This is a genomic window from Variovorax sp. Soil_C_19, from assembly GCF_057657255.1.
This window is the reverse complement of the sequence record NZ_JBDGIV010000011.1, coordinates 137,887-161,938: the sequence shown is the minus strand read 5'-3', so window position 1 is coordinate 161,938 and position 24,052 is coordinate 137,887. Positions and strand designations below refer to the sequence as shown.

Sequence of the window (24,052 nt, the reverse complement as noted above, 5' to 3'; positions counted from 1 at the left end):
CGCCTTTCCGTACATCCTGATCCCCTGAAACAGAACCCCATGGCTTTCTCCTCTTTCGCTTCCCTTCGCAACCCCTCGCGCCGCGCGCTGCTCGCACTGGCCGCCCTCCCGCTCGTGGCCGGCACCGCCTTCGCCCAGCAGGCCTGGCCGACCAAGCCCATCACCATCGTCGTGCCGTTCCCGCCGGGCGGCCCGACCGACGTCGCGACGCGCATCGTGGCGCAGAAGATGTCGCAGAGCCTGAAGCAGAACATCCTGATCGACAACCGCAGCGGCGCCTCGGGCACCATCGGCGCGGCCGTGGCGGCCAAGGCCGCGCCCGACGGCTACACCTTCGTGATGCTGGCCACGCCGACGCTTTTGGCCGACCACCTGTACGGCAAGACGCCCTACGACATCTTCAAGAGCTTTACGCCCGTGGGCACGGTGTACGACCTGCCGATCGTGATGGTGGTCAACCCGAAGTCGCTGCCTGAGGTCACGGACCTGCAGGGCCTGATCGCCAAGGCCAAGGCCGAAGGCGGCAAGCTCAACTACACGACGGCGGGCGCGGGCAGCTTCGGCCACCTGACGACCGAGCAGCTCAAGAACATCGGCAAGTTCGAGATGCAGCACGTGCCCTACCGCGGCAGCGCGCCCGCGGTGACCGATCTGATCGGCGGCCAGGTGCCCGCGATGTTCTCGGACCTGGTGGCGGTGATTTCGCACATCCGCGCGGGCACGCTGCGGGCCATCGCGGTCGGCTCGGGCAAGCGCGTGAGCCTGCTGCCCGACGTGAAGACGGTGGCCGAGCAGGGCTTTGCAGGCTTCGACGCCACCTCGTGGGGCGGCCTGCTCGCGCCAGCCGGCACGCCGAAGGACGTGGTCGAGCGCATGAGCGCCGAGCTCAAGACCGCGCTGGCCGACAAGGAGGTGCAGGACAAGCTGCAGGGCGTGGGCTCGTTCGCGGCCTACGGCACGCCCGCAAAGACCGGCGAGCGCATGCGCCAGGACTTCGAGCGCTGGGGCAAGGTCATTCGCGACAACAAGATCACGAACCAGTAAAAACAGGGCGCGCACCGCGCCCGCCGGCGATCAAAAAAAACCTCAGGAGACGACATGACAGGCGACGACCACAACAACACGCAGAACGCGGGCGGCGCCCCGTTCCGCCCCCGGTTCCCGGTCCGCAGCCTGGCCGACATCCGCCGGCTCGAAGAGACGCCGCTCGAACAGGCGCTCTCGGTGCGCAGCACCTACGAAATCTTCCGCAGCGCGGGGCATGCCTTCGGCAGCAAGACCGCGCTGACCTTCCTGCGCACCGGCAATCCGGCCGACGAACCGATCCGCTGGTCGTACGCCGAGCTGCTCGCGCGCATCCACCAGACGGCGAACATGCTGCATGCGCTCGGCGTCGGTCCCGACGACGCGGTGGCGGTGCTGCTGCCGGGCTGCCTCGAGTACCACCTGGCGCTCTGGGGCGGCGAGGCGGCCGGCATCGTGCAACCGCTCAATCCGCTCCTGACCGACGAGAAGCTCGTGGCGCTGATGACCGCGGCGCGCGCCAAGGTGCTGATCGCCTACGGCTCCGACGCCGAATCGGGCATGTGGTCGAAGGCGATGCGGCTGCGCGGCCAGGTGCCGACGCTCACGACCGTGCTGCGCGTGGCACCGCACGACGAGCCACCCGGGGGCCCGGGCACGCTGCCCGACGGCGTGGCCGAGTTCGACGTGCTGCGCGCGGCCCAGCCCTCGGACCGCCTCGTGAGCGGCCGCGACATCGCGCCCGGCGACATCGCGGCCTACTTTCACACCGGCGGCACCACGGGTGCGCCCAAGCTCGCCCGCCACAGCCACGGCGCGCAGGTGTTCACGGCCTGGGCCAGCGTGCAGGTGGCGGGCATGAACGAGAACGGCATCTCGATCAACGGCTATCCGCTGTTCCATGTGGCAGGCGTGCTGCCGGCCTCGCTGGCCTCGCTGTCGGCCGGGGTGGAAGTGATCGTTCCGACGCCTTCGCTGCTGCGCAACAAGGAGGTGATCGCCAATTACTGGAAGCTGGTCGAGCAGTACCGGCCGACCTCGCTGTCGGCGGTGCCGACGGTGCTCGCGGCGCTGGCCAACGTGCCGCTGGAAGGCGCCGACATCTCGTCGATCGTGTACTGCCGCACGGGTGCGGCGGTGCTGTCGCCCGAGCTCGCAGCGCGCTTCGAGCGCCTGTTCGGGCTGCACGTGCACGAGAGCCTCGGCATGACCGAGATGGCGGGCATCTCGACCATCACGCCGCCGGGCGTCGACGGGCCCGCGGGCTGCGTCGGCTTTGCGCTGCCCTACATGCAGATGCGCATCGTGGCGCTCGACGAGAACGGCAATGCGAGCGACCGCGACCTGCCGGCGGGCGAACAGGGCATGGTGCTGTTCAAGTCGCCGAACCTGTTCTCGGGCTTCGTCGATCCGGCCGACAACGCGAAGGCCTTCACGCCCGACGGCTGGCTCGCGACCGGCGACCTGGGCTGGATCGATGGCGAAGGCCGGCTCAACCTCAGCGGCCGTTCGAAGGACCTGATCATCCGCAGCGGCCACAACATCGACCCGAAGGTGATCGAGGACGCGATCGGCGCCCATCCGGCCGTGCAGCTGTGTGCGGCCGTGGGCGCGCCCGACGCCTACGCGGGCGAACTGCCGGTGGTGTTCGCGACGCTGGTGCCCGGCGCCTCGGCCACCGAGGAGGAACTGCTGGCCTTCACGGCCGAGCGCGTGGACGAGGCGCCCGCCAAGCCGCGCTCTGTGGTGGTGATCGAGCAGATGCCGGTGACCAACGTGGGCAAGATCTACAAGCCCGAGCTGCGCGCGATGGCGGCGAGCCGCGTTGTGGCGGCCATGGTCGAACAGGCGTGCGGCGAACTCGGCGTGGCGCCGGCCGCCCGGCCGCACGTGGCGCACGAGGGCGAGCGCCTGATCGAGGTGCGCATCGATGCCGCCGCGGCCGGTTCGCTCGCCGTGCCGCTGCAGCAGCGGATCGAGGCCGACCTCCTGCCGCTGCCATTCAAGACCCGCGTGCTGTCGGCATAGCGCCGGCGGCGGCAGCCCCTTGCACACCCAAGAACAATCAACCCTCGGAGACAAAGAGAAATCATGAACGCCGCATTCCCCACCCGCCGCCGCACCCTGCAAGGCGCCGTCGCCACGCTCGCGCTCGCCGCCACTTCCACCGCCGGCTGGGCGCAGCCGGCCTACCCCAGCAAGCCGATCCGCATGGTGGTGCCCTTCGCCGCGGGCGGCGCGACCGACGTGCTGGCCCGCATCATCGGCGAGAAGATGGCCGCGGGGCTGGGCCAGCCGGTCATCGTCGACAACAAGCCCGGCGCGGCCGGCATCATCGGCACCGACGCAGTGGCCAAGGCGCCGGCCGATGGCTACACGATGGTGCTGGCGCTCTCCAATTCGCTGCTCACCAACCAGTTCCTCTACCAGAAGCTGCCCTACGACACGCAGCGCGACCTTGCGCTGGTCTACCAGATCGCGGTGGCGCCGCTGGTGCTGGTGGTGCATCCGAGCGTGCCGGTCAAGACCGGGCCCGAGCTCTTGAAGTACGTCGCCGCCAACAAGGGCAAGATGGCCTACGGTTCGTACGGCGTCGGCGCCTATCCGCACCTCGCGGGCGCGCACATGAGCCTGGCGCAGAACGCCGAAATGAACCACGTCGCCTACAAGGGCGAGTCGCCGATGCTGCAGGACCTGATCGGCGGCCAGATCCAGATGTCGTTCGCGAGCGCGCTGGTGGCCAAGCCCCACATCGAGGCGGGAAAGCTCAGGGCGCTCGGCGTGACGGGCGAGCGGCGCATGGCCACGCTGCCCGACGTGCCCACGCTGGCCGAGCAGGGCCTGGACGACGAGGCCTACCGCGTGGCGGGCTGGCTGGCCATCGCCATGCCGGCCGGCACGCCGAAGCCGATCGTGGCGCGCATCGCCGAGGAAGTGCGCAAGGCCACGCGGCAGCCCGACGTGCAGACGCGCGTGGCCGCCATGGGCTTCGACCTGCAGGACAGCTCGCCCGAGGCGTTCGCGGCCGTCGTCAAGAAGGAAGCCCCGGTCTGGGAACGCCTGATCAAGGCGTCGGGCGCCAAGCTCGAATAGCGCCGGTTCGGGAGACCGCGTCGCGCGCGCGGATCGCATAGGAAAACCCCGATGGAGGAAAGGGCATGCACCGGTAACATCTGTCGCCGCTTCCCCTTTCCCCTTCGATGACCACTCCCAACGAGTCCGGCCCGGTGCTGGACGCTGCCAGCCCCCTCCCCCCAGACATCGAAGCCGCCGACGAGCCCGCGAAGGTGCCGCTCGCCATCGAGGACTGGCTCACCGTGATCATCATGGGCGCGCTCGCGCTCATCACGTTCGCGAACGTGCTGGTGCGCTACTTCACCGATTCGTCGTTCGCCTGGACCGAGGAGTTCTCGGTCTTCCTGATGATCATGCTCGCGCTCGTGGCCGGCTCGGCCGCCGTTGCGCGCGACCGGCACATCCGCATCGAGTTCTTTTCCGAGAGCGGCAGCATGGCGCGGCGCCGGCGGCTCGCGCAGTTCGGCGCGCTGATGATCGCGATCCTCTTCGCGCTGATCGGCACACTGAGCATCCGCATGGTCTGGGACGACTACCGCTATGAGGAGACCACGCCCGGCATCGGGCTGCCGGCCTGGTGGTATTCGATCTGGCTGCCGATCGTGTCGTTCGCGATCGCGCTGCGCGCGGTGGGCTTGATGATCCGGCGCGGCCGCAAGAACGCGCGCAGCGATGACGACACGGCCAATGGCCAGGGCGGCGCCCTGTGATCGCGACGCTGCTCTTCGTCGCCTTCGTGGCGATGATGCTGGTGGGCGTGCCCATCGGCGCGGCGCTGGGGCTGGCGGGCGCCGCCTGCATCGCGCTCGCCAACGCCGACGCGCAGTGGTTCGGCCTCCTGGCCGTGCCGCAGAACTTCTATGCCGGCCTGGGCAAGTACCCGCTGCTCGCGATTCCGATGTTCGTGCTGGTCGGCTCGATCTTCGACCGCTCGGGCGTGGCGCTCCGGCTGGTGAACTTCGCGGTGGCGATCGTCGGCCGCGGCCCGGGCATGCTGCCGCTGGTCGCCATTGCGGTCGCCATGTTCCTCGGCGGCATCTCGGGCTCGGGCCCGGCCAATGCCGCCGCCGTGGGCGCGGTGATGATCGCGGCGATGTCGCGCGCCGGCTACCCGCCCGCCTTCTCGGCCAGCGTGGTGGGCGCCGCCGCGGCCACCGACATCCTGATCCCGCCGTCGGTGGCCTTCATCGTGTATTCGGTGCTGGTGCCCGGCGCCTCGGTGCCGGCGCTGTTCGCGGCCGGCATGATCCCGGGCGTGATGGCCGGCCTGGCGCTGATGATCCCGGCCGTGCTGATGGCGCGCCGCCACAACATGGGCGCGCTCGAATCCACGCTGCCGCGCCCGCCGTTCTGGGCCAGCCTGCGCGACGCGAGCTGGGGACTCGCGGCGCCGGTGCTCATTCTGGGCGGCATGCGCGCCGGCTGGTTCACGCCGACCGAGGCCGCGGTGGTGGCGGTGTTCTACGGCCTGTTCGTTGGCATGTGCGTGCACAGGACCATCAAGGTCCGCGACCTGTTCGTCATCCTGCGCGAATCGGGCGAGCTCTCGGCGGTGATCCTGCTCGTGGTGTCGCTCGCGGGCATCTTCGCGTACTCGCTCTCGACGCTGGGCGTGATCGACCCGGTGACGCGCGCGATCGTGGACTCGGGCCTCGGCGAATACGGCATCCTGGCGCTCTTGATCCTGCTGCTCATCACGGTCGGCATGTTCCTCGACGGCGTCTCGATCTTCCTGATCTTCGTGCCGCTCCTGCTGCCGATCGTTCAGCACTACAAGTGGGACCCGGTCTGGTTCGGCGTGATCCTCACGCTGAAGGTCGCGCTGGGGCAGTTCACGCCGCCGCTCGCGGTCAACCTCATGGTCTCCTGCCGCATCGCGAAGGTGCGCATGGAGGAAACCGTGCGCTGGGTCGGCTGGCTGCTGTTCTCGATGTTCATCGTGATGGTGCTCGTGATCGCGTTCCCCGAGCTGGCGCTGTGGCTGCCGCGCAAGCTCGGCTATTGACTTTGACAACTGGAGACTAGACAAAATGAAATTCCGTCGCACCCTTCTCGGCCTTGCCGCCGTCGCCACCGCCCTGGGCATGTTCTCGACCGGCGCCATGGCGCAGGCCGCCTACAAGGCCGAATACAAGATGTCGCTCGTGCTCGGCCCGCCGACCCCCTGGGGCCAGGCCGGGAAGATCTGGGCCGACCTCGTGAAGGAGCGCACCCAGGGCCGCATCAACATCAAGCTGTACCCGGGCGTGTCGCTGATCCAGGGCGACCAGACGCGCGAGTTCAGCGCACTGCGCCAGGGCGTGATCGACATGGCCGTGGGTTCGACCATCAACTGGTCGCCGCAGGTCAAGCAGCTCAACCTGTTCTCGATGCCCTTCCTGATGCCCGACTACGCGGCCATCGACGCGCTCACGCAGGGCGAGGTCGGCAAGGACATCTTCAAGACGCTCGACAAGGCCGGCGTGGTGCCGCTCGCATGGGGCGAGAACGGCTTCCGCGAGATCACCAATTCCAAGAAGCCGATCAAGTCGCCCGACGACCTGAAGGGCATGAAGATCCGCGTGGTCGGCTCGCCCATCTACTCCGACATGCTCACCGCGCTCGGCGCCAACCCGACGCAGATGAGCTGGGCCGATGCGCAGCCGGCACTCTCGAGTGGCGCCGTCGACGGCCAGGAGAACCCGCTGTTCCTGTTCACCGTGCTCAAGATGCAGAACGTGGGCCAGAAGTTCGTCACCACCTGGGGCTACGTGGCCGACCCGCTGGTGTTCGTGGTCAACAAGGAAATCTGGGCCTCGTGGACGCCGGCCGACCAAGCGATCGTGCGGCAAGCCGCCATCGACGCTGGCAAGCAGGAGATCGAGATCGCGCGCAAGGGCCTGGTCGAAGCCGACAAGCCCGTGCTCAAGGACATCGCCGCGATGGGCGTGACCGTCACGCAGCTCACGCCGACCGAGCGCGAGGCCTTCGTCAAGGCCACCCGGCCGGTCTACGAGAAGTGGAAGTCGACCGTGGGTGCCGACCTCGTGGCGAAGGCCGAGAAGGCGATCGCGGCGCGCAAGAAGTAGGCGAAGCAGCGAGGCGGCGGGCAGCCGCGCCCGCCGCGACAATGGTGCGATGCACACCCTGATCATCGACACCGACCCCGGCGCGGACGACGTGATCGCGCTGCTGTTCGCGATGGCGGCGCCCGAGCAACTCGGCATCGAGGCGCTGACCGTGGTGGCCGGCAACGTGCCGCTGGCCAAGACCGCGCGCAATGCGCGCCTCGCCTGCGAATGGGCCGGCCGGCCCGGCATTCCGGTGTACGCCGGCGCCGAGCGCCCGCTGCGCCGTGCGCCGATCCACGCCGCCCATGTCCACGGCGAGGAAGGCATCACGGGCGTAGCAGTGCACGAGCCCGCCGCGCCGCTCGCCGAAGGCCATGCCGTCGACCACCTGGTGCGTAGGCTGCGCGCCGCGCCCGCCCGCAGCGTGACGCTCGCCATGCTCGGCCCGCAGACCAACCTGGCGCTGGCGCTCGAGCGGGCGCCCGACATCGTCGGCGGCCTGCGCGAACTGGTGCTGATGGCCGGCGCGCACTTCAACGGCGGCAACATCACGCCGGTCGCCGAGTTCAACGTGTTTGCCGATCCGCACGCGGCCGAACTGGTGCTCGACAAATGCGGCGCCAGCGGCGTGCCGATCACGATGCTGCCGCTCGACGTGACGCACCGGATCCTCACGAGCGAGGAACGCATCGCGCGGCTGCGCGGCATCGGCAACCGCGCCGGCCGCACCGTGGCCGACATCCTCGACGCCTATGCGCCGCAGGAAATGGCGCACTACGGCCTGCCGGGCGGGCCGGTGCACGACGCCACCGTGATCGGCTACCTGCTCGCGCCCGCGCTGTTCAAGGGACGGCAAATCCACGTCCAGGTCGACAGCCGCGAAGGCATGGGCTTCGGGCAGACCGTGGCCGACTGGCACGGCAGCCTGGGCCGGCCGGCGAACGTGAACTGGATCGTGGAGGGGGATGCAGCAGGCTTTTTCGACCTGCTGACGGCGCACGTGGCGCGACTACCCTGACGACGCGGGCCGGGGCAGTGCTGATGCTGCCCGCAGGGGCAGCCCGCCGTCAGTGCTGCAGGATCTTGTCCAGGAAGTCCTTGGTGCGCGGCTGACGGTTCTCGGGGTGGTTGAAGAACTCGTCCTTGGAGCAGTCTTCCAGGATGCGGCCGCCCACGTCGATGAAGATCACGCGGCTGGCGACCTTGCGCGCGAAGCCCATCTCGTGCGTGACCACCATCATGGTCATGCCTTCCTTGGCGAGCGCGACCATCACGTCGAGCACCTCGCCGACCATTTCGGGGTCGAGTGCCGAGGTCGGTTCGTCGAACAGCATCACCACCGGGTCCATGCTGAGCGCGCGGGCGATCGCCACGCGCTGCTGCTGGCCACCCGAGAGCTGGCCCGGGAACTTGTCCTTGTGTGCCATCAGGCCCACGCGGTCGAGCATCTTGAGCCCACGCACCTTGGCTTCGTCCTGCGAACGGCCCAGCACCTTGATCTGCGCGATGGTCAGATTTTCGGTGACCGACAGGTGCGGGAACAGCTCGAAGTGCTGGAACACCATGCCGACCTTGGAACGCAATTTGGGCAGGTTGGTCTTGGGGTCGTGCAGCGGAATGCCGTTGACGATGATCTCGCCTTTCTGGAAAGGCTCGAGCGCGTTGACGGTCTTGATGAGGGTGGATTTGCCCGAACCCGACGGGCCGCACACCACCACCACGTCGCCCTTGGCGATGCTGACCGAGCAGTCGTTGAGCACCTGCACGGGTCCGTACCACTTGGAGACGTTGTTGATACTGATCATTTGTTCAGCCATGGCTTTTCCTCTTCGATTCTTTCACTAGCGAATGATGGCGATCTTCTTGTGCAGACGCTTGACGAGATACGACAGCGAATAGCAGATCACGAAGTAGACGACCGCTGCCAGCAGGTACGACTCGTAAGGCCGCCCGAAATTCTTGGCGACGTTGTCGAAACCCTTGAGCAGGTCGTATGCACCGATGGCGTACACCAGCGAGGTGTCCTGGAACAGGATGATGGTCTGCGTGAGCAGCACCGGCAGCATGTTGCGGAACGCCTGCGGCAGGATCACCAGCTTCATGTTCTGGCCGTAGGTCATGCCCACCGCCAGCCCGGCCGAGACCTGGCCGCGCGGAATCGACTGGATGCCGGCCCGCATGATCTCGCTGAAGTACGCCGCCTCGAAGGCGATGAAGGTGATCACCGCCGAATACTCCGGCCCGATGGGCCGTCCGATGACGAACGGCACCAGCAGGAAGAAGCCCAGGATGACCATCACCAGCGGAACGGAGCGCATGCCGTTGACGTAGAACGCGGCCGGCATGTCCAGCCACTTCTTTCCCGACAGGCGCATCAGCGCGAGGATGGTGCCGAAGAAGATGCCACCCAGGGTTGCGACGACGGTCAGGAAGATGCTGAAGTACAGACCATTGAGAACATAGTTCCGAATGACGTCCCAGGTGTAGACGGAGAATTGGAGATCCATGTCAGTGTCCTCCCGTTCCGCCGGCAACGACAAAGCCCGGGACGCGCGCCCGTTTCTCGATGAAGGCCATCAGGCGGTTGATCACCATGGCCGAGATGACGTAGAGCACCACCACGGCGATGTAGATCTCCGGGTTGCGCGCCGTCTCTTCGCCGGCCTGCAGGTAGAACTGGGTCAGTTCGGAGATGGACACCGCGAATGCCACCGAGGAGTTCTTGAAGATGTTCATCGACTCGCTGGTCAGCGGCGGCAGGATGATGCGGTAGGCCATGGGCAGCAGCACGTAGCGGTAGTACTGGACCGTGGTGAAGCCCACGGCCATGCCGGCATAGCGTTGGCCGCGTGGCAGCGCCTGGATGCCTGAGCGCAACTGCTCCGCGATACGTGCCGAGGTGAACAGGCCCAGCGCCAGCACCACCAGCACGAAGGGCGGAAAGTCGCGCATCGGCGGCACGAGCGCGGGCACCACGAAGTACCACAGGAAAATCTGCACCAGCAGCGGGATATTGCGGAACAGCTCTACCCACGCGTTGCCGAAACGCACCAGCCACGGGCTGTCGGGCAGCGTGCGCAGGATGCCGATGATCGAGCCGAACACCAGTGCGACGAGCAACGCCACGAGCGCGACGGCCACCGTCCACCCCCAGGCGTCGATCATCCAGTTCAGGTAGGTGTACGCACCGCCCGTTCCGTAACACGACGGCACCACCGTGCCGTCGATGGTGTCCTTGCAGAACACCTGCCAATCCCAATTTCCCATCGGGCACTCCTCGGTCTGTTTGCTTTGACTACGCACCAAACAAACGCCCGCCTCGATGGGCGGGCGTCTGTCGTTCATCCATGCAGATTACTTCTTGGCGTAGTCTTCCATCGGCTTGTTGTTGGGGCTGGCCCAGGCGGCCTTGGTGGCCTCCGACAGCGGCAGGTTCATGTTCACGTTGGCTGGCGGCACCGGCTGCATGAACCACTTGTCGTACAGCTTGGCGAGCGAGCCGTCCTTGATCTGGCGCTCGATGCTGGCATTGACGGCTTTCAGGAACGCGTCGTCGCCCTTGCGCACCATGCAGGCGATCGGCTCGACCGACAGCTCGGGACCGACGATGGCGAAATCAGCCGGGTTCTTCGACTTGGCGACGTTGGCCGCCAGGATCGAACCGTCCATCACGAAGGCGTCGGCACGGCCGGACTCGAGCAGCAGGAAGCTGTCGGCGTGGTCCTTGCCCAGCACTTCCTTGAAGTCGATACCTTGGGCGCGCTCGTTCTTGCGCAGGGTCTGCACCGAGGTCGTGCCCGTGGTGGTGGCGATGGTCTTGCCGTTGAGGTCCTTCAGGTCCTTGATGCCCGAATTCTTCTTGATGACCATGCGCACCACTTCCACGTAGGTGGTGTGGGCGAAATCGACGTCCTTCTGGCGCGTGGCGTTGTTGGTGGTGGAGCCGCACTCCAGGTCGACCGTGCCGTTCTGCACCAGCGGAATGCGGTTCTGCGAGGTGACCGGGGTGTAGTTGACCGCCAGCTTCTTGCCGGCAGTCTTGCCGAGGTCTTCAGCGATGCGTTCGGCCATTTCAGTGTGGAAGCCGCCGTACTTGCCGCCGCCGACGGAGAACGACAGCGCCGACGAATCGCGCACGCCGAGGCTGATGGCGCCGCTGTTCTTGATCTTGGCCAGCGTGCCATCCTGGGCGAAAGCGCTGCCGGTAGCGACCACTGCAACGGCCAATGCCAACACTTGTTTTTTCATACAGAGACTCCTGATGGTGACAGAAAGGGGAAATTGGAAACCAAACGAAATTCTAGACAGTTGGCAGGCCGGGAATACCCGGGCCATCCCGGTGCAGCGGCATTGTCGGACTGAAGCTAAGCAGCCTTTGTGCCTGTTCTCTCGCCGTGGACACGCGCATGTGGAGAATTGCACGGTCTGGGCTTCGTCGGTTCGTGTGGCAGCGTTGGAAAACTGCCGCGACTGTAGAGAACCCCCGGCCAGCACGCCAATGCCGTTTGCGGCGCCGGTTATGCATCGGGTTCATAGATTGTGCATCGCACAAATTCCGCCTCAACGCAGCGGCTCGGCGCTGACCAGGTACGACCACAAGGCGTCGGCCGTGCGCTTGGGCTGTAGGCCTTCCGAGGCCAGCGCCTTGGCCGAGCGGCTGCCGGCGGGCTTCGCCGGAACCGGCGCGCCAGGCCGCTCGCGGTAGGCGCGGATCTCCATCGTCGCTTCGAGGCTGTCGATCTCGGGCGGCAGCGCGCTCACGAGCTTGCGGGCCTTGATCTCCTTGCGCACCGCGCTCTGCGGCAGAAAGGCGATGCCGTGGCCTTCGAGCGCCATCACCTTGAGGCCTTCGGCCATGTCGGTCTCGTAGACCCGGTCGAGGTGGATGGCGGTGCCCGATTCCTTGAGCAGCTGGTCGACCACGCGCCCCAGGTAGGCGCCGGGTGCATAGCCCAGGTAAGGCAGCGGCTGGCCCGGACGCCCCGGCAGCCGGAAGCGCGGCGCGCCGTCGGCATCGGGCCGGACCCACGCGCTCACGACCTCCTCGCCCAGGCTGACCATCTCGTATTTGTTGGCGTCGAGCTGCAGCGGCTGCGAGGGGTGGTGGTAGGCGATCAGCAGGTCGCAGCTGCCTTCGACGAGGCGCAGCACCGCGTCGTGCACATTGAGTGCGATGAGCCGGCTCTTGATCGGCCCGAAGTGCTCGCGCAGGCTGGTCACCCACGAGGGGAAAAACGTAAACGCCAGCGTGTGCGGCACCGCGATCTCGATCACGTCCTGCCCGGCGGCCGAGTGGCCGCGCAGCATGGCGCGGGTGCTCTGCAGCGCCTGCAGCATCTCGATGGCCTGGCTGTAGAGCGTCTGGCCCGCTGGCGTGAGCCGCGTCGGGTACGAACTGCGGTCGACCAGGTCGGTGCCGGCCCAGCCCTCGAGCGCCTGGATGCGCCGCGAGAACGCAGGCTGTGTGACATGCCTCAGTTGGGCCGAGCGGCTGAAGCTGCGCGTTTCCGCCAGGCTGATGAAGTCTTCGAGCCACTTGGTTTCCATACGCGGCGATTATGTGCGCGCGCCGCCCGCTGCGGGCTCCTGGTCGATACTGTGTCCGCCGCCATTCCGCCCCGGACCGCCATGACGCCCACCGATATCCTCGACCTCAGTGCCACGGAACTCTCGCGCCGGATCGCCGCGCGCGGCGTGTCCTGCCATGAACTGATGCAGGCCGCACTGGCCCGCATCGAGGCGCTCAACCCCCGCTTCAATGCCATCGTGTCGCTGCGCCCGCCCGAGGACCTGCTGGCCGATGCACGCGAACGCGACGCCGAACTGGCGCGCGGCGAGCGGCGTGGCTGGATGCATGGCTTCCCGCTCGCGGTGAAGGACCTGAGCCATGCAGCCGGCTTGCCGACCTCGATGGGCTCGCCGCTGTCGCCGCGCTCGCCGGTGCGCACCGACAGCCTGCACGTCGCGCGCATGCGCGCGGCCGGCGCCATCGTGATCGGCAAGACCAACACGCCCGAATTCGGCCTCGGCTCGCACACCTACAACACGGTGTTCGGCATCACGCGCAACGCCCATGCGCCCGAGCGCAGCGCCGGCGGCAGCAGCGGCGGCGCGGCCGTGGCCCTGGCGCTCGGCATGCTGCCGGTGGCCGACGGCAGCGACATGATGGGGTCGCTGCGCAACCCGGCCGCGTTCAACAACGTCATCGGCATGCGGCCCTCGCGCGGGCGTGTGCCGGGCGATCCGGAGCAGGAGCTGTTCTTCCAGCAGCTCGGCATCGAAGGCCCGATGGCGCGCACCGTGGAAGACGCCGCGCGGCTGCTCGCGGTGCAGGCGGGCTTCGATGCGCGCGTGCCGCTCTCGTCGCCCGACGCGCTGCCCTCGCCCGACGCGCTGCAACTCGAAGGCGAGGCACGCGGCCTGCGCATCGGCTGGCTCGGCAGCATCTGGCCCGACCTGCCGCTCGCGCCCGGCATCCGCGCGCTCGGGGAGCAGGCGCTCGGCATCTTCCGCAGCCTCGGCTGCGAGGTCGAAGCCTGCACGCTCGACGTGCCGCGCGAGCAGAACTGGAGCGCCTGGCTGCGCCTGCGCCAGCTGCTTGTGGGCGGCAAGCTCGGCGCCTTCATGAACGATCCGAAGCTGTTCGCCCAGCTCAAGCCCGAGGCACAGTGGGAGGTCGAACAGAGCCGGCAGCTCGACGCAGCCTCGCTCTACCAGGCCTCGCTCTACCGCTCGAACGTGTACCGCGCGTTCGCACGCCTGTTCGAGCGCTTCGATTTCGTGGTGGCGCCGAGTGCGCAGGTGTTTCCGTTCGACGCCGAACTGCACTGGCCCGCCGAGGTGAACGGCGTCGCAAGCGACACCTACCACCGCTGGATGGAGATCGTCACGCCGTTCACGCTGGCAGGGCTGCCGACGCTCAATCTGCGCGCCGGCTTCGGCGAAGGCGGCCTGCCGATGGGCATCTCGCTCGCGGGGCCGGTGAATGCCGACCTTGCCGTGCTGCGCGCCGGGCATGCCTACGACCGCGCATGCGCCTGGTCGGCGGTGCGTCCGCCGGCGCTGCTGAGCGCAGGCTGATCGCCGCCCGGTGCGCAACCCCTGCGACGCATGCAGAATGCGCGCATGAAAATGATCATCGTGGGAGCCGGCCGCGTCGGGGAAAGCGCGGCAGAGAGCCTGCTGTCGGAGCGCAACGACATCACCGTCATCGACACCGACGCCGGCCGCCTGGCCCGGCTGCAGGAGCAGTTCGACCTGCGCGGCGTGCTCGGCAGCGGCATCGAGCCCGAGGTGCTGCGCGAGGCCGGCGCTCCTGACGCCGACATGCTGATCGCCTGCGCGCCGCTCGACGAGACCAACCTGCTGGCCTGCAAGTTCGCACGCGATCTCTTCAACGTGCAGACCACCGTGGCGCGCGTGCGCTCGACCGCCTTCCACGACAACGCACTGCTGGAAAAGACCGGCTTCGCGGTGGACCAGGTGATCTGCCCCGAGCGCTCGGTGACCAACTACATCCACAAGCTGGTTGAATACCCCGAGGCGTTGCAGGTGATCCAGTTCGCGCAGGGGCTGGTCAGCCTGATCGCGGTGCGCGCGATCGAGGGCGGCTCGCTGGTGGGCCACAGCCTGGCTGAGATTCCGAGCCTGGTGCCCAATGCCGACATGCGCATCGTGGCGATCTACCGCAACGACCGCGCGCTGGGCGTGCTCCACGGCGAAACCCGCATCCGCGCCGGCGACGAAGTCTTCGTGCTCGCCGCCACGCAGCACATCCGCGGCGTGCTGGGCGGGCTGCGCCAGATGGACCGGCCGGTGGCCCGCATCATGATGGCCGGCGGCGGCCGGGTCGGCATGCGGCTGGCGCGGGAGCTGCACGGCAACTGCGCCATCAAGCTGATCGAGCGCGACCTGCCCCGCTGCGCGCTGCTGGCAGAGAGCCTGCCCAGCGATGTGCTGGTGCTCAACGGCGACGCCACCGATGCCGACCTGATGGCCACCGAGCAGGTGGCCGGCATGGACCTTTTCATGGCCGTCACCAACGACGACGAAGACAACATCATGGCCTGCCTGCTGGCCAAGCGCCTTGGCGCGCGCCGCGTGCTGGCCCTGATCAACCGCCGCGCCTACGCCGACCTGGTGCAGGGCACGCAGATCGACATCGCCATCTCGCCGGCACACACCATCATCGGGGAACTGCTGGCCTTCGTGCGGCGCGGCGACATCGAGGTGGTGCACAGCCTGCGCCGCGGCGCCGCCGAAGCGCTGGAGCTGGTGGTGCGCGGCGACCGCAAGACCAGCAAGGTGGCGACGCGGACCGTCGGCGAGATCAAGCTGCCCGACGGCGCGCAGATCGGTGCCATCGTGCGCGGCCCCGACGAGGGACCGCGCGAGGTGATCATTCCGCACCGCGACACGGTGATCGCCAGCAACGACCACGTCGTCGTCTTCGTGCCGCACAAGGGCATGATCCGCGACATCGAGCGGCTGTTCCAAGTCAGCGCGATCTTCCTGTTCTGAACGCCGCCAGGCGCCGCCATCCATGTCTTCACCGCAGGCCATCGTTGCCCTGGTCGGACGCCTCGTCGTCCTGTTCTCACTGCTGATGCTGGCGCCGCTTTTTGCCAGCTGGCTCGACGGTGGCCGCGCGCTGCAGGCTTTTTCATGGTCGCTGCTCGCCACGCTGGCCAGCGGCCTCGCGATGGTTGTCCTGACGCGCGGCCATCTGGGCGAACTTCGCCCGCGGGATGGCTTCGTGATGGTCGGCGTGATCTGGTTCCTGCTGCCGACCTTTGCCGCCGTGCCGCTGCTGCTGGCCATTCCCGGCCTGAGCGTGACCGACGCCTACTTCGAAGCCATGAGCGGCTTCACCGCCACCGGCGCGACCGTGCTGGTCGGCCTCGACCACATGCCGATGGCAGTGAACGTGTGGCGCTGCCTGCTCAACCTGGTCGGTGGGCTCGGCATCGTGGTGCTGGCCGTGGCCGTGCTGCCGATGCTCGGCGTGGGCGGCTCGCAATTGTTTCGCACCGAGATCACGGGCCCGATGAAGGACCAGAAACTCACGCCGCGCATCTCGGACACGGCCCGCGGGTTGTGGACGGTCTACTTTCTCGCCTCGAGCGCCTGCCTGCTGGCCTACCGCTGGGCCGGCATGAGCTGGGCCGACGCCTTCATGCACATGTGCTCGACGATGAGCCTGGGCGGCTTCTCCTCCCACGACGCGAGCCTCGGCTACTTCAACTCGCCGCAGGTGGAGATGGTGGCGGTGGTCTTCATGCTGCTGGCCGGCGTCAACTTTGCGCTCTACTTCCTGGCCTGGAAGCGCCGCTCGCTCACCGTGCTGTGGCGCGACGCCGAACTGCGCACCTACGTGCTGGTGCTGGCGGGCAGCGTGGCGCTGATCACCGGCTACCTGCTGGCCAACGCGCCGGACGGCGACGTGCTGCGCACGCTGCGGCGCACCCTGTTCCATGTGGTCTCGGTTGCCACCACCACCGGCTACGCCACCCACGACTACGCGCTGTGGCCGACCTTCGTGCCGTTCCTGATGATGCTGCTGGGCTGCTTTGCCACCTGCGCGGGATCGACCGGCGGCGGCGTCAAGATGCTGCGCGTGCTGCTGCTGCTCAAGCAGTCGCAGCGCGAGCTGGTGCGCATCATCCATCCGAACGTGGTCAACCCGGTGGTGCTCGGCGGCGTCACCGTGCCGCCGCGCGTGATGCACAGCGTGATCGCCTTCATGATGCTCTACGGCATGACCATCGTCGCGTTGACCATGGTGATGCTGTTCAGCGGGCTGGACGTGGTGACGGCTTTTACCGCCGTGATTGCCTGCCTGAACAACATCGGCCCGGGCCTCGGCGACGTCGGGCCGGCCGTGAACTACGCGGGGCTCACCAACTTCCAGACCTGGGTGCTGAGTTTCGCCATGCCGCTTGGGCGGCTCGAACTGCTGTCGCTGCTGGTGCTGCTGACGCCGCAGTTCTGGCGCCGCTGAGGCACGTCAGACCGGCGTCAGACCGGGGTGAGAACGCCGCGCCCCGCGAAGTGCCCTTCGGCATTCGCAAGGAAATGGTCGACCGACTTCTGCGTCGCCTCGGGCGACCAGCCCGCCATGTGCGGCGTGAGCAGCACGTTGTCCAGGCCGACCAGCAGCTCGGGCCGCTTCGGTTCGCTTTCGTACACGTCGAGCCCCGCGCCCGCAATGCGGTTCTCGCGCAGCGCCGCGGCCAGCGCCTCGGTGTCGACCACGCTGCCGCGGCCGATGTTCACCAGGTAGCCCTGCGGCCCGAGCGCGTCGAGCACCTCGGCATTCACCAGGTGCTTCGTCGCGGCGCCGCCCGGCGCCGCCAGGATCAGGAAGTCGGCCCAGGCGGCGAGCGACTTCAGGTCGCCGAAGTAGCGGTGCGGCACGCCTTCCTTGGGGTTGCGGTTGTGGTAGCCGACTTCCATGTCGAAGCCGGCTGCGCGCTTCGCGATCTTCTGGCCGATGGTGCCGAGCCCGAGGATGCCGAGCTTCTTGCCCGAGACGTTCGGCGCCTGCGGGATCGCCTCGCGCCACACACCTTCGCGGCACAGCCGATCGAGCTTGCGGAACTCGCGCACGATGCCGATCAGGAGGCCGAAGGCATGATCAGCCACGCAGTCGTCGTTGGTGCCCGCGCCATTGGCCGTGGCAATGCCGCGTGCGCGCGTGACCTCGAGCGGCAGGCCTTCGTAGCCCGCGCCCATGCAGCAGATCAGCTCGAGCGCCGGCATGGCCGCGATCTCCTCGGGCGTGATGCCTATCACGCCGATGGTCAGCACGGCGCGAAATTGCTTGCCGTGCGTCGCGATCGCGGCGGCACGCTCGGCCTCGCCGGGGGCATAGGTCATGTCGTAGACCTGGGCAATCTGGGCCTGGTGTGCGCTCGAGAGGCTGTTGAGCACCAGCAGGGGAATCTTCGTCGACACGTCTGAACTCCTGGGAGAATCAATAAAAATAGGTGATCAGCCGCTACAGCAGCGGTGCGGCTTCGCTTTTCTGCAAGGCCCACATCTGCGCATAGCGGCCCTGCTTCGCGAGCAGTTCGGCATGCGTGCCGCGCTCGATGATCGTGCCGGCATCGAGCACCAGGATCTCGTGCGCGTCGACCACCGTCGACAGCCGGTGCGCGATGACCAGCGTGGTCTTGTCCTGCGCGGCGCTCTTGAGTTCCGACTGGATCGCGCGCTCGTTGGCCGAATCGAGCGCCGAGGTGGCTTCATCGAAGATCACGATGGGCGGGTTCTTGAGCAGCGTGCGCGCAATGGCCACGCGCTGCTTCTCGCCGCCCGAGAGCTTGAGCCCGCGCTCGCCGACCGTGGTCTCGTAGCCCTTCGGCGTGGCCGAGATGAAGTCGTGGATGCGCGCCGCGCGCGCAGCCGTCTCGACTTCTTCGCGCGACGCGCCGGGGCGGCCGTAGGCGATGTTGTATTCGATGGTGTCGTTGAACAGCACCGTGTCCTGCGGCACGATGCCGATGGCGCGGCGCAGGCTCGACTGCTGCACCTCGCGGATGTCCTGGCCGCCGATGGTGATATGCCCATCCTGAACGTCGTAGAAGCGGTAGAGCAGGCGCGCGAGCGTCGACTTGCCCGAACCCGACGGGCCGACCACCGCCACCGTCTTGCCGGCCGGTATCTCGAAGCTCACATGCTTGAGGATCGGCCGCGCGGGCTCGTAGGCGAAGCTCACGTCCTCGAAGCGCACCGCCGAATCGGCGCCGCCGAGCGGCTGTGCGTCCGGTGCGTCGCGCACCTCGCGGTCTTTTTCCATCAGCACGAACATCTTGTCGAGATCGGTCAGGCTCTGCTTGATCTCGCGGTAGATCACGCCCAGGAAGTTGAGCGGGATGTAGAGTTGGATCATGAAGGCGTTGACCATGACCAGGTCGCCGAGCGTCATGCGCCCCTCGACCACGCCCGCGGTGGCACGCCACAGCATCAGCACCAGGCTCACGGCGATCAGCATTTGCTGGCCGATGTTGAGCATGCTCAGCGTGCGCTGGCTCTTGATCGCAGCCTTGCGGTAGCGGTCGAGGCTCGCGTCGTAGCGGCCGGCCTCGAAGTCTTCGTTGTTGAAGTACTTGACGGTTTCGTAGTTCAGCAGCGAATCGACCGCGCGGCTCTGCGCGACCGAGTCGAGCTCGTTCATGATCTTGCGGAACTGGGTGCGCCATTCGGTCACGGTGACCGTGAAGCCGATGTACAGCACCAGCGCGGCCAGCGTGATCCAGACGAACGCGGCGTCGAACTTGACGCCCAGGATGGTGAGCACCAGCACCAGTTCGATGAACGTCGGCACGATGCTGTAGAGCGACATCGAGACCAGCGAGTGCACGCCGCGCGTGCCGCGCTCGATGTCGCGCGTCATGCCGCCGGTCTGGCGCTCCAGGTGAAAGCGCAGGCTCAACGAATGCAGGTGCCGAAACACTTCGAGCGCGATCTGCCGCGCCGTGCCCTCGGTGGCCTTGGCGAAGATCAGCTCGCGCAGCTCGCCGAACAGCGAGGTCGAGAAGCGCAGCAGGCCATAGGCCACCAGCAGCCCGATGGGAACCACGAGGATCGCCGCGGCCACGTCGGGCTTGGGCGTCATGGTGTCGACCAGGTCCTTCAGCAGCACCGGCACGCTGACGTTGGCCACCTTGGCGCCCACCATGAAGGCCAGCGCCGCGGCCACCCGCCACTTGTATTGCCACAGGTAGGGGAACAGCCGCCGCAGCGTGGCCCAGTCGGAACGGTCGCTGCGCGCCGGCGCGTGGCCCGGGGCGTGTGCGGAATGAGAAGGGGGTGGGAGGGCTTCGCCGCTGCGGCGCATGAAGGACAATCGTGGTTGCTTATTTGCTCCCGATTGTGCCCATGTCCGATATTTCCAGCAGCGCCGCTGCCGCCCCGTTGAAAAGCCTGCCCACCGACATGGAGCTGGTGCTCAAGGTCATTCCGATGCCCGCCGACTGCAATGCCAACGGCGACATCTTCGGCGGCTGGGTCATGGCGCAGTGCGACCTGGCCGGTTCGGTCATTCCGGCGCGCTATGCCAAGGGCCGGCAGGCCACGGTGGCGGTCAACGAATTCATCTTCAAGCAGCCGGTGCGGCTCGGCGACATCCTCTCGTTCTATTCGAAGCTGGTGCGCATCGGGCGCACCTCGGTCACCGTGACGGTCGAGGTCTTTGCCGAGCGCTTTCGCGCGCAGGGCGAGTACATCAAGGTGACGCAGGCCACCTTCACCTACGTGGCCATCGACGACAACGGCCGGCCGCGGCCGATCGAGCAGCCGGCAGCCTGAAGGCCGAACGGGCCCCGCCGCGGCGGCTCAGCCGGCGGCGTCCCGCACCCTGTCGAAGCGTTCGAATTCGCGGTTGATCCAGCGCCCGTCCTGCCGCTCGGTGCGGCGGATGTACACCGCCTGCACGATGTCGCGGGTGTAGGCGTCGATCTCGATCGGCCCGCGCGGGCTCTTGAGCTTGAGCCCGCGGAAGGCGTCGACGAGCTTCTCGCCGCGGGCATTGCTGCCGCGTGCCGAGCGCATCGCGGCGTCGGTGGCCGCCAGCGCGTCGTGCGCCGCCACCGCGAAGTAGCCGGGCCGCAGGTGGCTGCCGTACTCGGCCTCGAAGGCGCCGGTGAAGGCCCGATTGGCCGCGGAATCATGCGCGAACGAATAGTGGTGGCTGGTCACGAGGCCGTCCGCCAGTTCGCCGATGCCCTCGAGGTAATGGTCGTCGGTCGCGTCGCCCGTGGCGAGCAGGCGGATGCCGGTGCCGGCCATGCCGCGGTCGCGCCAGAACTTGAGGAAGGTCGCGGGCATCTGTCCCGAGGGCAGGAAGAAGAACACCGCCTGCGGCTTGAGCTCGCGCAGCCGCAGCATGTAGGCCGAATAGTCGAGCGTGGCGAGCGGCACGCGCAGCATCGCGCCCACGCGCCCACCGCCCGCGGTGATGCCCGAGACGAACGCGGCCTCGGCGTCGACGCCCGCGGCATAGTCGGCCACCACCGTGCAGACATCGCGCAGCCCCTGCTGCAGCGCCCAGCGCGCGAGCGGCATCGTGACCTGCGAGATGGTGAACGACAGCCGCACCGCGAACGGGCAGCGCGCCGTGATGCCCGAGGAAGCCGCGTTCATCACCAGGAGCGGCACCTTGGCCTGCGTGGCGACGGCACCGACGGCATAGGCGTTGGAACTGAAGTCGAGTCCCGCCAGCAGGTCCACGCGCTCGCCCTCGACGAGGTCTTGTGCGTGGCGCCGCGCCTGCTCGGGTGCGCTGCCCGGCACGTCGCGCCGCAGCAGTTCGACCGGACGCCCCGCGATGGCCTGGTTGTGCGCGGCCAGCCAGGCCGACATGCCGGCATCGAACTGCCGCCCGCCCCCCGCATAGGGCCCGGACCACGAGCCGATGAGCCCGATGCGCAACGGACGCACGCGGGCCCGGACCACCGCGGGCGACGCCACCAGCGCCCCCGCGAGCAAGCCGAAAGTACGCCGGCGCGTGACGCCGGTTGCTACTTTTTCAGTAGCTGTACCGACATGCTGGCCGGGGGCTGCGACCGATCCTGACTGGAAGATGTGCACGCCGCCCAGTGTACGCATGCACCAGGGCGGGGCAATGCGTGGAACTACGATCAGACCTTCGAAAAGTCTGGCTTGCGCTTCTCCATGAAAGCGCGGAAGGCCTCGCGCGCAGCGGGTTCGCGCAGCATCCGGCCGAAGCTCGCGCCCTCCTCGTCCATGCGCTCGATCACCGCGGGCAACTGCGCCTTCTTGAGCAGGCGCTTGGTCTCGACGAGTGCGGAGAGCGGCTTGGCCGCGAGCTTGCGGGCCTGTCCCTGCGCGATGGCATTGGCCTCGGTCGGCGGCACGATGCGGTTCACCAGCCCGACCTCGAGCGCGGCTTCGGCCATGAAGGGCTCGCCGAGCAGCAGCGCCTCGGCGGCGCGGTGATGGCCGAACATCTGCGGCACCAGCAGGCTCGACGCCGCCTCGGGACACAGCCCCAGGTTCACGAAAGGCATCGAGAAGGCTGCGTTGTCGCCGGCATAGACCAGGTCGCAATGGAACAGCATCGTGGTGCCGATGCCCACGGCCGGGCCGCAGACGGAGGCGACGATCGGCTTCGGAAAGGCCGCGATGCCGCGCAGGAAACGGAATACGGGCGAGTTCTCGCCGGCCGGCGGCGCATTGAGGAAGTCGCCGATGTCATTGCCGGCGCTGAAGATCGTCGGGTCGCCCTGGATCAGCACGCAGCGCACCGCGGCATCGCCCTCGGCCGTGGCGAGCGCGTCGGCCAGCTCGGCGTACATGCCGCTGGTGATCGAGTTCTTCTTCTCGACACGGTTGAAGGTCAGGGTCATCACGCCGGCTTCGGTGTGGACGAGGATGTCGCTCATGGAATGGATCCTTGGAGGAGAGAACTGGAAGGAATGGGCGACCGGGCCGCTCAGGCCGAGAGCGCCTCGCGCACGAAATCGAGCCGGTCCTGGCCCCAGAACATCTCGCTGCCGACGAACATGGTCGGTGCACCGAACACGCCGCGCTCGACAGCTTCCTGCGTGACGGCCTTCAGCCGGTCCTTGGTTTCCTGCGCGCCGGCCAGCGCGAGCAGTTGCTGGGCGTCGAATCCGGCGTTCTGCAGGACCGCACCCACGGTGGCCGGGTCGTTCATGTTCTGCGGTGCAACCCACATGGCGTGGAACACGGCATCGACGTAGGCCCCGAAACGCTCGGGGTTCTTCATCTGCACGCCCGTGGCGCCACGCATCAGCAGCAGCGTATTGACGGGGAAGTGCGGGTTGTGGACGAAAGGCACCCCATAGCGCTTCGCAAAGCGCTGCAGGTCGGTCGTCATGTAGGGCCCCTTGGGCCTGACCTCGGCCGGCGAGCGGTTACCGGTGGCCTGGAACACACCGCCGAGCAGGATCGGCTTCCACACCAGTGCGGCGCCGGTGTCGGCGCACACGTGCGGCAGCTGCGTGGCGGCGAGGTAGGCGGCGGGGCTGCCGAAGTCGAAATAGAAGTCGACGGATTTCGTCATGGGCGGTGTCTATTCCTTGTAGTAGACGATCTGGTTCGAGGTGGCAAGCAGCACGCCATTCTGGCTCCAGAGCTGCGCGGCCTGGTCGAAGAAGCCGTTGAAGAACTGCTGGCCCGTCGCGCGGCCCAGCAGGTAGCCGGTGCCGACCTCGGCAAACTGCGCGTCACCGGCATGGAAGTAGGTGGTGATCGACACCGTGCCCGCGGGCACATGCTTCGCGCGGCGCAGCCACACGCGCGGATAGAACACATCGCTCATCGCCGCGAGCGAGGCGAAGTCGAGCGGCCGCGGCTCGGCCTCGCGCAGCCAGTAGAGGCTTTCGCTGTGCTGCTCGCTGCCGTCCCACTGCGTGGGGATGAAGCCGCTGACCGGACGCATCTCGTACCGATCGAGCCAGGCGACGCCGGCCGGGCCGATGCTGAAGCGCTCGACCGACTCGGGCTGCGGCACATCTTTGGGCATTGGCAGGTCGCTTTGGCTCCAGGTCTCGCGCCGCGCGGCCGTGACCACGGTGGCGGTGGTCGTCATGTTCGGCGTGCCGTCGGCACCGGGCTGCGTGATCTGCACCGTCCAGTGTTGCGTCGAGCGGTTGGTGCGCACGGCCGTGGCCTGCACGTCGAACGGTCCGGCCACGAGGGCGGCCGCGAAGTTGACCGTCAGCGCGAGCGGGGTGCCAAGCAGGTCGGGATGCTGCAGCACCGACTGCAGCGCGATCGCCGCGGTGGCGCCACCGAAGGGCCCCACCATGTTCCAGTATTCGGCGCTCGTGGCGCCTGTGAAGTGGCCGGCACGCAGGTCGCTGTGCTGCAGCGCCAGGGCCTTGTCGAAGGGATGGGTGCTCGTCATGGTCGCA

At 67.8% G+C, this 24,052-nt stretch carries 22 protein-coding genes; 11 read left to right on the top strand and 11 right to left on the bottom strand.

Annotated elements, in window-relative coordinates; all coding sequences use genetic code 11:
- Window positions 1-39: 39 nt before the first annotated feature.
- The 7 genes from AC3A6R_RS20215 (at window position 40) to AC3A6R_RS20185 (ending at window position 8,166) form a co-directional block, all read left to right on the top strand.
- Window positions 40-1,044 carry a Bug family tripartite tricarboxylate transporter substrate binding protein gene (locus AC3A6R_RS20215; RefSeq protein WP_487861764.1) on the top strand — a complete coding sequence of 335 codons (1,005 nt, stop codon included), beginning with the start codon at window positions 40-42 and terminating at the stop codon, window positions 1,042-1,044.
- A 54-nt stretch (window positions 1,045-1,098) separates the two neighbouring features.
- Complete coding sequence (locus tag AC3A6R_RS20210; RefSeq protein ID WP_487865372.1) at window positions 1,099-3,051, top strand: acyl-CoA synthetase; 1,953 nt, start codon at window positions 1,099-1,101, stop codon at window positions 3,049-3,051.
- 63 nt (window positions 3,052-3,114) lie between these two features.
- Window positions 3,115-4,116, top strand: coding sequence for a Bug family tripartite tricarboxylate transporter substrate binding protein (locus tag AC3A6R_RS20205; RefSeq protein ID WP_487861766.1), 1,002 nt, complete (start codon window positions 3,115-3,117; stop codon window positions 4,114-4,116).
- 107 nt (window positions 4,117-4,223) lie between these two features.
- Entirely contained in the window at window positions 4,224-4,808 is a 585-nt protein-coding gene (locus tag AC3A6R_RS20200; RefSeq protein WP_487861767.1) for a TRAP transporter small permease, read from the top strand.
- Window positions 4,805-6,103: a TRAP transporter large permease gene (locus tag AC3A6R_RS20195; protein ID WP_487865371.1), complete on the top strand. Its 1,299-nt coding sequence runs from the start codon at window positions 4,805-4,807 to the stop codon at window positions 6,101-6,103. Before AC3A6R_RS20200 ends, AC3A6R_RS20195 begins: the two co-directional genes overlap by 4 nt.
- Window positions 6,104-6,128: 25 nt before the next feature.
- Window positions 6,129-7,166: a DctP family TRAP transporter solute-binding subunit gene (locus tag AC3A6R_RS20190; RefSeq protein ID WP_487861769.1), complete on the top strand. Its 1,038-nt coding sequence runs from the start codon at window positions 6,129-6,131 to the stop codon at window positions 7,164-7,166.
- Between the two features lie 49 nt (window positions 7,167-7,215).
- Window positions 7,216-8,166: a nucleoside hydrolase gene (locus tag AC3A6R_RS20185; RefSeq protein ID WP_487865370.1), complete on the top strand. Its 951-nt coding sequence runs from the start codon at window positions 7,216-7,218 to the stop codon at window positions 8,164-8,166.
- A 49-nt stretch (window positions 8,167-8,215) separates the two neighbouring features.
- Here the strand turns inward: AC3A6R_RS20185 and AC3A6R_RS20180 are convergent, their stop codons facing one another.
- The 5 genes from AC3A6R_RS20180 to AC3A6R_RS20160 all read right to left on the bottom strand — a co-directional run bounded on the left by AC3A6R_RS20180 (window position 8,216) and on the right by AC3A6R_RS20160 (window position 12,695).
- A complete protein-coding gene (locus tag AC3A6R_RS20180; RefSeq protein WP_487861894.1) occupies window positions 8,216-8,953 on the bottom strand; it encodes an amino acid ABC transporter ATP-binding protein in 738 nt (245 codons plus the stop codon).
- A gap of 36 nt (window positions 8,954-8,989) precedes the next feature.
- Window positions 8,990-9,655: an amino acid ABC transporter permease gene (locus AC3A6R_RS20175; RefSeq protein ID WP_487861771.1), complete on the bottom strand. Its 666-nt coding sequence runs from the start codon at window positions 9,653-9,655 to the stop codon at window positions 8,990-8,992.
- A gap of 1 nt (window position 9,656) precedes the next feature.
- On the bottom strand, window positions 9,657-10,415 hold the full coding sequence (locus tag AC3A6R_RS20170) for an amino acid ABC transporter permease (RefSeq protein ID WP_487861772.1): 759 nt from the start codon (window positions 10,413-10,415) through the stop codon (window positions 9,657-9,659).
- An 87-nt stretch (window positions 10,416-10,502) separates the two neighbouring features.
- Entirely contained in the window at window positions 10,503-11,396 is an 894-nt protein-coding gene (locus AC3A6R_RS20165; RefSeq protein WP_487861773.1) for a transporter substrate-binding domain-containing protein, read from the bottom strand.
- 312 nt (window positions 11,397-11,708) lie between these two features.
- Window positions 11,709-12,695 carry a LysR substrate-binding domain-containing protein gene (locus tag AC3A6R_RS20160; protein WP_487861774.1) on the bottom strand — a complete coding sequence of 329 codons (987 nt, stop codon included), beginning with the start codon at window positions 12,693-12,695 and terminating at the stop codon, window positions 11,709-11,711.
- An 81-nt stretch (window positions 12,696-12,776) separates the two neighbouring features.
- Here AC3A6R_RS20160 and AC3A6R_RS20155 point away from each other — a divergent pair, with 81 nt between their 5' ends.
- From AC3A6R_RS20155 to AC3A6R_RS20145, 3 genes are read left to right on the top strand one after another with little or no spacing between them, the layout of a single operon-like run.
- Entirely contained in the window at window positions 12,777-14,228 is a 1,452-nt protein-coding gene (locus tag AC3A6R_RS20155) for an amidase (RefSeq protein WP_487861775.1), read from the top strand.
- A 45-nt stretch (window positions 14,229-14,273) separates the two neighbouring features.
- Window positions 14,274-15,668 (top strand): Trk system potassium transporter TrkA, encoded by a 1,395-nt coding sequence (trkA, locus tag AC3A6R_RS20150; RefSeq protein ID WP_487861776.1) that lies wholly within the window; start codon window positions 14,274-14,276, stop codon window positions 15,666-15,668.
- A 22-nt stretch (window positions 15,669-15,690) separates the two neighbouring features.
- Window positions 15,691-17,148 carry a TrkH family potassium uptake protein gene (locus tag AC3A6R_RS20145; RefSeq protein ID WP_487861777.1) on the top strand — a complete coding sequence of 486 codons (1,458 nt, stop codon included), beginning with the start codon at window positions 15,691-15,693 and terminating at the stop codon, window positions 17,146-17,148.
- A 17-nt stretch (window positions 17,149-17,165) separates the two neighbouring features.
- Here the strand turns inward: AC3A6R_RS20145 and AC3A6R_RS20140 are convergent, their stop codons facing one another.
- Both AC3A6R_RS20140 and AC3A6R_RS20135 read right to left on the bottom strand, forming a co-directional pair.
- A complete protein-coding gene (locus tag AC3A6R_RS20140; RefSeq protein ID WP_487861778.1) occupies window positions 17,166-18,104 on the bottom strand; it encodes a 2-hydroxyacid dehydrogenase in 939 nt (312 codons plus the stop codon).
- A 43-nt stretch (window positions 18,105-18,147) separates the two neighbouring features.
- Window positions 18,148-19,989, bottom strand: coding sequence for an ABCB family ABC transporter ATP-binding protein/permease (locus tag AC3A6R_RS20135; protein ID WP_487861779.1), 1,842 nt, complete (start codon window positions 19,987-19,989; stop codon window positions 18,148-18,150).
- A gap of 41 nt (window positions 19,990-20,030) precedes the next feature.
- Here AC3A6R_RS20135 and AC3A6R_RS20130 point away from each other — a divergent pair, with 41 nt between their 5' ends.
- The gene (locus AC3A6R_RS20130) at window positions 20,031-20,459 is read left to right on the top strand and encodes an acyl-CoA thioesterase (RefSeq protein ID WP_487861780.1); all 429 of its coding nucleotides are present in this window, start codon (window positions 20,031-20,033) and stop codon (window positions 20,457-20,459) included.
- A 27-nt stretch (window positions 20,460-20,486) separates the two neighbouring features.
- Here AC3A6R_RS20130 and AC3A6R_RS20125 read toward each other — a convergent pair whose 3' ends face one another.
- From AC3A6R_RS20125 to AC3A6R_RS20110, 4 genes are all read right to left on the bottom strand, one after another.
- Window positions 20,487-21,590 carry an ABC transporter substrate-binding protein gene (locus AC3A6R_RS20125; protein WP_487865377.1) on the bottom strand — a complete coding sequence of 368 codons (1,104 nt, stop codon included), beginning with the start codon at window positions 21,588-21,590 and terminating at the stop codon, window positions 20,487-20,489.
- A gap of 200 nt (window positions 21,591-21,790) precedes the next feature.
- On the bottom strand, window positions 21,791-22,555 hold the full coding sequence (locus AC3A6R_RS20120) for an enoyl-CoA hydratase (RefSeq protein ID WP_487861781.1): 765 nt from the start codon (window positions 22,553-22,555) through the stop codon (window positions 21,791-21,793).
- A 50-nt stretch (window positions 22,556-22,605) separates the two neighbouring features.
- Window positions 22,606-23,199, bottom strand: a complete 594-nt coding sequence (locus AC3A6R_RS20115; RefSeq protein WP_487861782.1) for a DsbA family protein — start codon at window positions 23,197-23,199, stop codon at window positions 22,606-22,608.
- A gap of 9 nt (window positions 23,200-23,208) precedes the next feature.
- Complete coding sequence (locus AC3A6R_RS20110; protein ID WP_487861783.1) at window positions 23,209-24,045, bottom strand: acyl-CoA thioesterase; 837 nt, start codon at window positions 24,043-24,045, stop codon at window positions 23,209-23,211.
- Window positions 24,046-24,052: the final 7 nt, after the last annotated feature.